Source organism: Candidatus Clostridium helianthi (assembly GCF_045310795.1).
Classification (GTDB): Bacteria; Bacillota; Clostridia; order Clostridiales; family Clostridiaceae; genus Clostridium; species Clostridium helianthi.
Map to the genome: position 1 here is coordinate 1 of NZ_JBJIAB010000073.1, position 10,795 is coordinate 10,795.

At 29.9% G+C, this 10,795-nt stretch carries 11 protein-coding genes and 1 tRNA gene; 9 read left to right on the forward strand and 3 right to left on the reverse strand.

All coding sequences use genetic code 11. The features are described 5' to 3' along the window. Positions 1 to 146 precede the first annotated feature (146 nt). Both ACJDTP_RS26750 and ACJDTP_RS26755 read left to right on the forward strand, forming a co-directional pair. Entirely contained in the window at positions 147 to 1,001 is an 855-nt protein-coding gene (locus ACJDTP_RS26750) for a zinc metalloprotease HtpX (RefSeq protein ID WP_406762939.1), read from the forward strand. Positions 1,002 to 1,460: 459 nt separating this feature from the next. Next, positions 1,461 to 1,601 (forward strand): hypothetical protein, encoded by a 141-nt coding sequence (locus ACJDTP_RS26755; protein WP_406762940.1) that lies wholly within the window; start codon positions 1,461 to 1,463, stop codon positions 1,599 to 1,601. 258 nt (positions 1,602 to 1,859) lie between these two features. Here ACJDTP_RS26755 and ACJDTP_RS26760 read toward each other — a convergent pair whose 3' ends face one another. The 3 genes from ACJDTP_RS26760 to ACJDTP_RS26770 form a co-directional block, all read right to left on the reverse strand. Beyond that, positions 1,860 to 3,035, reverse strand: a complete 1,176-nt coding sequence (locus ACJDTP_RS26760; RefSeq protein WP_406762941.1) for an amidohydrolase — start codon at positions 3,033 to 3,035, stop codon at positions 1,860 to 1,862. Between the two features lie 271 nt (positions 3,036 to 3,306). Beyond that, a tRNA-Asn gene (locus ACJDTP_RS26765) sits at positions 3,307 to 3,381 on the reverse strand. A gap of 1,011 nt (positions 3,382 to 4,392) precedes the next feature. Further along, on the reverse strand, positions 4,393 to 4,752 hold the full coding sequence (locus ACJDTP_RS26770) for a helix-turn-helix domain-containing protein (RefSeq protein ID WP_041897339.1): 360 nt from the start codon (positions 4,750 to 4,752) through the stop codon (positions 4,393 to 4,395). A 318-nt stretch (positions 4,753 to 5,070) separates the two neighbouring features. On the opposite strand from ACJDTP_RS26770, the gene ACJDTP_RS26775 reads away from it, so the two are divergent. From ACJDTP_RS26775 to ACJDTP_RS26805, 7 genes are all read left to right on the forward strand, one after another. Then, positions 5,071 to 5,268, forward strand: a complete 198-nt coding sequence (locus tag ACJDTP_RS26775; RefSeq protein ID WP_023975159.1) for a DUF739 family protein — start codon at positions 5,071 to 5,073, stop codon at positions 5,266 to 5,268. A gap of 488 nt (positions 5,269 to 5,756) precedes the next feature. Next, positions 5,757 to 7,121 carry a phage replisome organizer N-terminal domain-containing protein gene (locus tag ACJDTP_RS26780; protein WP_406762942.1) on the forward strand — a complete coding sequence of 455 codons (1,365 nt, stop codon included), beginning with the start codon at positions 5,757 to 5,759 and terminating at the stop codon, positions 7,119 to 7,121. Positions 7,122 to 7,170: 49 nt separating this feature from the next. Beyond that, on the forward strand, positions 7,171 to 7,797 hold the full coding sequence (locus ACJDTP_RS26785; RefSeq protein WP_078115770.1) for an ATP-binding protein: 627 nt from the start codon (positions 7,171 to 7,173) through the stop codon (positions 7,795 to 7,797). A gap of 234 nt (positions 7,798 to 8,031) precedes the next feature. Next, complete coding sequence (locus ACJDTP_RS26790; RefSeq protein ID WP_168981966.1) at positions 8,032 to 8,274, forward strand: AbrB/MazE/SpoVT family DNA-binding domain-containing protein; 243 nt, start codon at positions 8,032 to 8,034, stop codon at positions 8,272 to 8,274. Between the two features lie 124 nt (positions 8,275 to 8,398). Then, positions 8,399 to 8,578, forward strand: coding sequence for a hypothetical protein (locus ACJDTP_RS26795; protein WP_406585021.1), 180 nt, complete (start codon positions 8,399 to 8,401; stop codon positions 8,576 to 8,578). A 34-nt stretch (positions 8,579 to 8,612) separates the two neighbouring features. After that, entirely contained in the window at positions 8,613 to 9,026 is a 414-nt protein-coding gene (locus ACJDTP_RS26800) for an RrF2 family transcriptional regulator (RefSeq protein WP_173707628.1), read from the forward strand. A gap of 84 nt (positions 9,027 to 9,110) precedes the next feature. Beyond that, entirely contained in the window at positions 9,111 to 10,472 is a 1,362-nt protein-coding gene (locus ACJDTP_RS26805; RefSeq protein ID WP_406762943.1) for an MATE family efflux transporter, read from the forward strand. The last annotated feature ends 323 nt before the right edge of the window (positions 10,473 to 10,795 follow it).

Below are 10,795 nucleotides of genomic sequence, written 5' to 3' on the forward strand. Positions count from 1 at the left end.
AAAAGTAAATCTCTATAGTTTTGATTTATATTTTAATATATTTCTCCGAAGGAGCGTGGCGCAGCCACTTTTTTATTACATAAATTTCTAAATTCAGAAAAAATTATCAAAACATTTTATTAATTAAGTAAAAGGAGGAAAAGAAAATGAGCGGTTTAGGAAATCAAATTAAAACTTTACTTTTGATGAGTGTCCTGACGATATTAGTAGTATTAATAGGAAGAGGTATTGGAGGTCAATCAGGAATGCTGATGGCTTTGGTGCTTGCATTAGTTATGAATGGAGGAAGTTATTGGTTTAGTGATAAAATTGCACTATCTATGACTGGAGCTAAGCTATTAACACGAAATGATAATATTGAAATTTATAATATGGTGGAAAGATTGACAGCAAATGCAGGAATACCAATGCCAAGGCTTTATATTACACCTTCTACACAGCCTAATGCGTTTGCAACAGGAAGAAATCCTAAGCATTCAGCTGTTGCTGTTACACAAGGATTAGTGAATATACTAAATTATGAAGAATTAGAAGGTGTTATTGCTCATGAACTGGCGCATATTAAGAATAGGGACGTACTTATAAGTACTATTGCAGCTGTAATGGCAGGAGTAATCACAACAATGGCTAATTGGGCGCAGTGGGCGTTAATGTTTGGCATGGGTAACAGTGATGAAGAAGAAGGCTCAGGATTCTTAGCAGCTTTACCATTAATTATTTTAGGACCTATTGCAGCTATGTTAGTACAGATGGCAGTATCAAGATCTAGAGAATATCTTGCTGACAATACAGGAGCGAGGATTGCAGGACATAGCAGAGGACTCTCTAAAGCATTACTTAAGTTAGATCAGGCTTCAAGAGTGGTTCCTATGGACGTAAATCCTGCAGTAAGCCATATGTTTATAGTCAATCCTCTAAGTGCGAAAAGATTAATGAACCTATTTAGCACTCATCCAACGATAGAAGATAGAGTACGTAGGCTTCAGTCTTCAAATTTATAATCTTAATTAAATCAAATATCTTAAAGCATCTGTAAATCAGATGCTTTCTTAATTCTCTAGGAATTTATATTCAAGTTAAATTTGTGGATAAATTATGGAAAAGACTAATTCAGAAAGTTAGGATTTGTAAAGAGAATAAAAAAGAAAATATATTCGCCTGCATAAAATGTTCTTATATGCAGAATAGTTCAGTATTGTAGCATAGCTACTCTTTTTATAGGTGCATAGCTGCCATTTCTGATGTGCAGATTTTTCTCACATACGTTCAAAAAGGCAGATACGTAAAAAAATCCCCAGCCCCAAAGTCGCCTGCGATTTTGTTCAACTTTTCTTAAATCGATTATTATTTTTGGTTTTTGCTAAATTTAGTTATCAAATAAGTGCTTTAAGAATTTTTCTATTATCAATGCATAATAAAAATTTTTTAACCAATAATATAAAGGTTAGGAGGTGATATTAATGGATAACTACAATAATAACTACAATAATAACAACAATGATAACAACAGAAACAATAATAATAACAACAATAACAACAATGATAATAACAGAAATAACAATAACAATAATAACAACAATGACAATAACAACAATAACTAAAATAATAGATAATTTGTTGCGAAGATACTTCAGGGAAGCAGATGAAGTTTGCTTCCTAGTTGTAAATAAAGTGTCATCAAGTCCAGTACTTAATTGGAGTTGCTGACACTTTTTATGTGAAGAATTTAACAAATCCCCAAAAAGAAAACCAGGCCTATTAGGCTTGGTTTTAAATTATTAATTTTTGTGTTTTAATTAAAGTTAATGCATTAAGCAGATATTTTTCTATTTAATTACTAACACTATTATAAAAATTACTTAAGATATTATATCGTCAGACTTGTAAACTACTTCACCATCAATTATAGTGTACATTGTCTTTGTAAATACTTCCATTGGATTTCCATCAAAGATTGCAATATCAGCATCCTTTCCAACTTCAATGCTACCAACTCTATGTGAAACATTACAAATTTCTGCTGCATTTATTGTAATTGCTTTAAGGGCTTCTTCTATACCTAATCCTTCTCTTGCTGCAAAACCAGCACAGATAGGTAAATCTTGTATTCTTGTGACTGGATGATCGGTAGTAATAGCCACTTTTACACCTTCTTTATGTAATATACCTGCTGTTTTAAAATCTGAATTTTGTGTTTCGATTTTATTCCTAACTGTTAGTGACGGACCAACTATTGCGGAAAATCCAGATTCCTTTATCTCTTTTGCAATTAAATGTCCTTCAGTACAATGGTCGAGAGTCAAGTTCAAATCAAATTCTTTAGCTATGCGGATTGCAGTTAAGATATCGTCAGCTCTATGTACATGGGCTTTTAAAGGAATTTCTTTGTTGAGTACTGGTAACCAGCATTCTTTTCTGAACATTACATCGAAGCTATTACCAGATTTCTCGGCATTTTTTTTACTTTCATTATATTGTTGTGCTTCAAATAATTCTTCTCTTAAAAGTGCAGCAATTGACATACGAGTTGTTGGCATCATATTGCTTTTATTATAATTTGATTTTATATTCTCACCAAATGCAATTTTCATTGCTGCTGGTTCAAGAACAACCATCTTGTCTATTGATCTACCATAAGTTTTAATGAAAATAAATTGACCACCAACTACATTTGAGCTTCCAGGTCCAACCATTGCACCAGTAATTCCTGCACTCAATGCATTATGAAAAGCTGAATCCATAGGATTAATTCCATCTAAGGCTCTAAGATATGGCGTAACTGGTTGAGTTATTTCGTTACAATCATCTCCTTCAAAACCTTTCCTTACTTCCTTAATACCAAGATGACAATGAGCTTCTATAATTCCTGGCATAACTAAGCAATTTTCTGCATCAATTACTTCTGAAATATCATTATTATTTATATCTATGTCTTCGCCTACTTTTACAATCTTTTTGCCTTCTATTAAAATGCTTCCATTATCGTAATTTCTACCGGACATGGTTAATATTTTGGCATTTTTTATTAATAACATATTATTCCTTCTCCTTTACAAATGAAATTTCAATATTCTAATTTTATAAATCAACTATTTATTAATCTTTATATCTGTGCTAAGTGGCACCCTTTATTTATTAATTCATTGTTGTTTAAATATGTATTTTTTGCAAAGCTAAAGTTAATTATTCATTTATACCAATTAGTGCAGAAGTTTTGTACTCATTTTTATGAATCATATTTAAAATACTGCATAAAAATAGTAGCTGTATTAATATACGCTACCTTTTAAGTGAAATATAAAAAAATGGCTCCGCGAAGAGGACTTGAACCTCCAGCCTATCGGTTAACAGCCGAGTGCTCCACCATTGAGCTATCACGGAATATCATTATGTAATATATTATGTCTGAATATCAGATTTATATACATTTATTTTTAATTATATTGGAAAAAATTTAAGCAATATAAAAGATAGGGTATTAACTTATAAAAAGAGAGCTTTAATGTATATTCTGATTATGTATTGCATAAATGAAGAAGTAGTAAAAAATAATAGTAAGCTCCTAAAGGGAACTTACTAAATAAATAGGGGGACAATAAAAAATCAATTATTATCACATAAATATTATGTGAAGTTTTCAGGGAAATATTCAAATTAAAAGTCTATAACTTAAAAAGTAAAAGCTCTTATATTATGAGTTTTAGATAAATTTTATTAGATCATTTAAAATGTTTTTCTATAACAATAATTAAAGTGAACCCCTATTAAGAGGGGGGCTATTAATTATCAATTTATAAATAAACGTTATTGTGGTTTCAATTATATTATGTGAAATTTATAAGAAAATATTTAAATTAGAAATTAGCAATTTATGTGATTAATTATGAGTAGCTTAGAATAAATAAAGGAAGGTTTATTCATGTGAAATAGCAGGAAGCTACGAATAATATCCAGGTAAATTTGTTGAATTTCAAGTTGTAGAACTACACGAAGATGAGAAGTTCAAATATCTTGATGAAGTTAGTATAACAACGGACATAAAATATAGAAGAGAAGTTATGATAGAATTTACAAAATATAAAAATGGTCAGTTAGTTGCAGCAATGAAAATAAAAGTATGAGAATAGAAAAGGTCCAATATTTTTATACGTGAGGAAGGTGTAATTAAAAGCAACTTGAAATTTAAATATAGCTTAAAGCAAGAAATGAAAGTGCTGTATTATTCTAGAGTGAATTATACAGCATTATTAATTATATATGAAAATTAATAATTAAAAGGTTATATATCAGCGATAGATTTATTTGTACAATTAATTAGAAGTGCTGTAATTTAATTTCGGTATTTTATTTTAATTTATTTTTATTAAATAATTTCCAATTATAGACAAAAAATTAAAAGCTTTTATCTTGATTATTAAGCTGTGAGCAACGATTAAATTCCATTTCTAATACTGTGTTTACCGTATGTTTACCTAGGTTATCTAAAGAATTATATTTTTTTAATAAATATTCTAATTCTTCTGATAGTTGTAAACGTGTTTTTATTTTGTTTTCATCCCATCCCATTAAAATAGATGGAGTTGTTTCTAATATTACTGCAAGTTTTTCGATTTTGTCAGAAGGTATATTAGAGATTACACCGCTTTCATATCTTTGAAGTGTTGGCTTACTAATAGATAATCTTTTAGAAACATCTTCTAATGTGAGATTCAATTCTAATCGTCTATTTTTGATATTTTCTTTCAAACCCATTTTATATCACCTCTTAGTTCTATATTAAAAGTAAGTAAATTATAGATTATCAATTAATATAATTTATTGATAATCTATAATAAAATCGAAGCGTTCTAATAAAACTTAATAACTTTTTATTTATTTTGTTTACTGCAGTTAGGCAAATTAAAAAAATCATTCTAATTTGGAGACTATTAATATAATTTATTATAACATCTGTTTCCGGATATGCAACAATTATTTTCCATTATATAGAAAAAGTTACGTAAGAAGTATTGACAATAATAGGCATAATATATATAATATTACTTAATGAGTAACGAAAGGGGAGCATTTATGATATTAGTTAATGAGTTAAAAGGAAAGATAAAAGCAAAAGGATATACTCAGGAAAAGCTGGCAAGGGAATTAGGAATGTCTCCAAAAACCTTAGGTAATAAACTTAATAAAGGAATATTTGGTTCTAATGAAATCGATAAGATGATAAAACTATTAGATATAAATAATCCAATAGAGATTTTTTTTAATAAATAAATTACTTAAAGAGTAAAATGTATTGACTTTATATATAGTATTAGAAATCTAAAATTGATTATATATATTGCAAAAATGATTCTTCATCAAAATTCTAAAAATATTGCAAGAATTTTATGCGTAATTGTGAAATGTGCAGTGTAAATTGCAACGCATATATTGTAATTTAAGAGTATTATGTTACGCTAATAGTTATTGTTATATAAGGACAAGCTGTGGAAGAATTATTAAAAGAAATTTTAGTTGAATTAAGAAAATAGTAATCTTAAATTAAAAAAATAAATGTAGATTTATTTTCATACACCTTGAGCTAGAATGTATCAGGGATATAACTTTTAATAGAAATGTATAAAAAGAAAGCGAGGACTTACAAATGAATTTTAGAATTTTTAAATGTTATATAGATGTTTGTAAGTTAATTGAGTTAAACCCATCATGGAATGGTCTCGAAAGGTTTAGACAATTTTATTTATGGGAGCGTGGGAATAATGGCAGAGATTAAATGGATTAAATTAGCTACTAATATGCATGATGATGAAAAAATGAAGTTAATAGATGCAATGCCTAACAGGGATACAATTCATTACGTTTGGATAAGAATACTTTTACTTGGTGGAAAACTTAACGCCAATGGAAAGGTTTTCTTATTCGAAGGAAAACCTCTTACTGCCAAAATGTTGTCTGTATTATTTTCTAGGCCTTTAGAGGATATTAAGATTGCATTAAAAGTATTATCTAACTTTGGCATGATTGAAATAGCTTCTGATAAAGTAATTAGAATTGTGAACTGGGATAAGCATCAGAACATAGAGGGAATGGAAAGGGTCCGTGAACAAAATAGAAAAAGAGTTGAAAATCATAGAGAAAAGAAAAAAGAAGAGAAGAATTTAGCTAAAAGTAATAAGGAAGAAACTCAGGAAGATCAAGTCTTAGAAGAATTTATAGAATTAGAAGAAAATCAAGATCTGGATGAAAGTGTAGAATTAGAAAAAACTAATGAATTAGAACGAAAGAGAGATTACTGTGAGAATTCTATTATAGAAGAAAACAAAGCTCTAGGTAAAAATGATATATTAGAAAATTTGGAAACTAATGAAGAAGCTTCTGGAAATATGTATATTAATGATAAATCAAATACTGCTACTAGCGAATCAGGTAATAATAGTAATGTAGAAATTATTGATAATAATGAAGATATCAGTAAAAACATTTTAGAAACTGATGATAATAATTGTATTGTTACTAAAAATAATAGTAACGTTACTCAAAATAAATGTAACGTTACAGTAACTCAGCAGAATAAGAAAGAGATAGAGAATAAGAAGAATAAGAAAGAGAAAAAAGAGATAGATAAAGATAAAAACATAGAGGATAAAAAGAATACTGGTTTTGGTATAAATAATAAAGGCTCAGCTTATGATGAGGACGTTAGTCAGTCGAATTTATTTAAGAAACACAATAATACTAAAAGTGAATCTGTGGAAGAGGAGGACATAAATCTTAAAGCATTAGAGCTTATGCATTATCATGAAAAAATAACAGGGAAGCCAGGAGGATGCGACTATGTTGCTCTTAGATCGGCTATTGATATTCATGGAGAAAAAATGGTTAAGATGGCCATGGATGTTGGGTTTGAAAAGAATTGTCCTGATATAAAATATGCAATTGGGGTATTAAAAAACTGGAGGAGAGATGGGTATCCAGAAGATCATATGGAGGTAAAGAAAAATGGGGTTAGAAGCAATGGAAAGAGTAACACAGCAGATAAAAATGAATTTGCAGGATTCAAGCCAAAGGAACCGCGAAAACTTACAGAAGCTGAACGAAAGAGGATTGAAGAAAACCTCATATAAATGCGATAAATGCTGTGATACTGGATGGATACTTATTAGGCAGGAACATATGCAGCCTCTTGCTGTAGCCTGTGAATGCAGAAAAATAGAAAAACTAAAGAATGAGTGGAAGTATTCGGGAATTAATGTTGAACAAAGTAAACTTACTTTCTCTAGCTTTGAAGTTTGGAATAATGCGTCACAAAGGATGAAGGACACTGCAGCAGCATATTGTACTGATTTTGATGAAATAAAAGATAATAGGCGAAATAGTATTCTATTATGTGGACAGGTTGGCAGCGGTAAAACGCATTGCAGCATTGCTGTTGCATTAAATTTTTTAAAACAAAGAATTAAAGTGGTGTACATGCCTTATCGTGATGTAATCACAAAGATAAAACAAAATATGATTGATGAAGAATATTATACTAGCACCATTTCAAAGTATCAATTATGTGAGGTATTACTTGTTGATGATCTCTTTAAGGGAAAAATCAATGAAACAGATACAAATATTATGTTTGAAATTATTAATTACAGGTATCTTAATTTTCTGCCTATTATAGTGAGCAGCGAATTCTCTATTGATAGATTACTGACATTTGATGAAGGGGTTGCTTCAAGAATATATGAAATGTCAAAAGATTATGTTGTAGAAATTGAGAAGGATATTAGGAATAACTATAGACTTAAGTAAGAGCCCAAAAAGTGAGAGCCCAAATTTTATATTTGGTTACTCAAACTTTTTCTGCGAGCTTTCATATTTGGCTGCTCGCACTTACTCCTATGAACGAATGTGAGTAGGAGTTTCCTTGATTGTGCCTAAGCTAGGTTATGAAAATGTGATTTTAGAAAAGAAAAATAGAGATATTAGAAGAAAAGACAAGAGTAATTCAATGCAAGAAATAATTTATATGAGGAGAATGTAAAGATGAAAGCATCAGGAATAGTAAGAAAGCTCGACCCACTTGGAAGGATTGTAATACCAAAAGAAATAAGAAAGGTACTAGAAATTTACGAGGGAGATTCCATGGAAATAATTAAGGTTGATAATGGGGTGGTTGTTAAAAAATATATTAAAGGATGCATTTTTTGTGGAAGTGATAAAGATGTTGTTGAATTTAATGGAGCAGTTGTTTGCGATGGATGCAGAAAGGCTTTAGGGCAGGATTAAACCAGTTGAACTTATACAGGAGCGTGCAGCCGTTATCTTCCACTTAAAGAAGTGGGAGTGTTACGGATGCTAGCTATCGGATAAAAATATAAGAGATGCACTTTTAAGACATTGCAGGGGTGTCGTGAAACACGACATAGGGGTAGTAACAGGAAAAAGGAAAGATGGAACGGATGCTATCCAAAATGTAGAAATGAGTTTAATACCGGAAGGAGATGTATACCGCCTAACTGCAAAATCAGAATTGCAGGTGCATAAAATACTTATTGACAAAATAATCTATTATATTTATTATTATAGATAAATAAACTCTGCAATATCTTTTAGGAGGTTTTAATTTGAAATATACAAAAGCAACAAATTATGCTCTACATACAATTGTATATATGATGGAAAATGCGAAAAGTGAGAAACTAAGCGTAAGTGCTCTAGCGGAACACTTTAATTTATCTACTACATATCTTTCGAAAATTTTAACTCAGCTGGTAAAGGCTGATTTAATTGAGTCAACTCCAGGTGCAAATGGAGGTTACGTTTTGCGTAAAGACATGAAGTCTATTTCTTTTATGGATGTTATTAAGGCAACTGAAGGAACTGGCTCATTATTTGTTTGCAATTTAAATGAAAATAGCAAATGTTTGATTGAAAAAGTAATGGCAGAAGCTGAAAATGTACTAGAAAATTATCTAGAAGATAAAAAACTATATGATCTAACTCAAAATAAATCAAACTGCAAAAACAACAAAGAATAAATATTTACCCATTAATATATGGGTTTTTATATTTGAATTATAGATATTATATATCTTTAATATATCTAAAGGAGAAGTTACATAATGGACAAAATACAAGAACTTGAACAAAAATCTATTGGTAAATTACTTATACAATATTCAGTTCCAACAGTACTCAGTTTATTGATTAATTCACTTTATATAGTAATCGATCGGATGTTTATAGGAAATATATCAGAAGTCGGAACTCTAGCCTTAACAGGTATTGGCCTTACAACGCCAATTACTACAATAGTAGTAGCGTTATCAGCTCTCATATCAATGGGGGCCAGCTCTAATATCTCTATAAAACTTGGAGAAGGCAATAAAGAAGAAGCTGAAAATTTTGCTGGAAATGCACTATCTCTAAGCATTGTTTTAGGGCTTTTGGTCACCAGCTTGTATCTGATATTTCAAAATTCAATATTAGGATGGCTCGGTATAAACGGTGAAATATTATCTTATACCAAAGATTTTATTACAATCATCATGGCTGGTACTATTTTTAATATGCTGGGATTTTGTCTGCCTTTTATCGTTCGTTCTGATGGAAATCCTATATTTTCAGCTGCTATTACAATTACAGGGTGCATTCTTAATATATTACTTGATGCATTATTTATATATGTATTTCACATGGGAATAAAAGGTGCAGCTATTGCTACTGTCATTGCTCAATTTACTACCGTAATTCTTGGACTTTATTATTTCATGAAATTAAAAAATACTTTGATACTTAAAAAGAGCAATTTCAAATTACATATTTCAATTGTAAAAGCTATTTTCTTAATTGGGTTAGTTCCATTTTCTAATCAATTATCCGTAAGTGTTGCACAAATTGTAAGCAATTATTCCTTAAATTTATATGGTGGAGAACTAGCAATTGGCGCAATGACTGTACTAAACTCCATTACAATGCTATTTTTGATGCCAGTTTATGGAATAGCTCAAGGCTTCCAGCCCATTATCGGTTATAATTATGCAAAAAAGAACTATGGCAGAACCCTGAAAACTCTTGCCCTTGCTGTTTTGTTTAGCACTGGATTCTTGGCAGTTAGTGCTATAATTATGCAGCTATTTCCCAAATTCGCTGTTAGTCTTTTTACCCAGAACCCTGAACTTGTGAATATTTCTGTAAATGGCTTGAAAAAATATACAGTACTTATCTTTCTTATTTCCATTCCTACCTTTGGCTCTGGCTTCATGATGCTAACAGGTAAACCTAAAACTGCCGTACTATTAAGTATATCAAGGCAATCAGTGATATTAGCACTAACTATATTTTTCTTACCAAAGGTAATTGGTCAAGACGGACTATGGTTCGCTCAACCTATAACAGACCTTTTATCTAGCATTATCACAATTATATTATTCATAAAAGGATATAGTGATATTTTATACAAAAAAACATCAACAGGGGTATAAGAAACACAATATCCAGGATACTTTAGTTAAGTAGATTTTTATGGATTTACTTAAGCTTTCATATAAAAATTAGAAGTAAAGAAAAAATGGAGGTTTATCCTTGTAATTAGGACAAACCTCCATTTTATATTCAAAGACTAAGTCTAAGCTACCTCCAATCTACCAAAGAAAATTATTGTTGAAAACGAAGTTTCTAATGTAATATTATGTTAAGAATTCAAAGAACAATTTAAAAGTGGTAAAATTAATATATATGTTGCAAAATGAAATTCCCAAAATAATTTATTGTGAAAAATATCCATTAATATAAAATGAACAAAACA

Coding starts and splice junctions, on each gene's coding strand:
- ACJDTP_RS26750 (WP_406762939.1), top strand. CDS start 147: ATGAGCGGTTTAGGAAATCAAATTAAAACTTTACTTTTGATGAGTGTC.
- ACJDTP_RS26755 (WP_406762940.1), top strand. CDS start 1,461: ATGGATAACTACAATAATAACTACAATAATAACAACAATGATAACAAC.
- ACJDTP_RS26760 (WP_406762941.1), bottom strand. CDS start 3,035: ATGTTATTAATAAAAAATGCCAAAATATTAACCATGTCCGGTAGAAAT.
- ACJDTP_RS26770 (WP_041897339.1), bottom strand. CDS start 4,752: ATGGGTTTGAAAGAAAATATCAAAAATAGACGATTAGAATTGAATCTC.
- ACJDTP_RS26775 (WP_023975159.1), top strand. CDS start 5,071: ATGATATTAGTTAATGAGTTAAAAGGAAAGATAAAAGCAAAAGGATAT.
- ACJDTP_RS26780 (WP_406762942.1), top strand. CDS start 5,757: ATGGCAGAGATTAAATGGATTAAATTAGCTACTAATATGCATGATGAT.
- ACJDTP_RS26785 (WP_078115770.1), top strand. CDS start 7,171: ATGCAGCCTCTTGCTGTAGCCTGTGAATGCAGAAAAATAGAAAAACTA.
- ACJDTP_RS26790 (WP_168981966.1), top strand. CDS start 8,032: ATGAAAGCATCAGGAATAGTAAGAAAGCTCGACCCACTTGGAAGGATT.
- ACJDTP_RS26805 (WP_406762943.1), top strand. CDS start 9,111: ATGGACAAAATACAAGAACTTGAACAAAAATCTATTGGTAAATTACTT.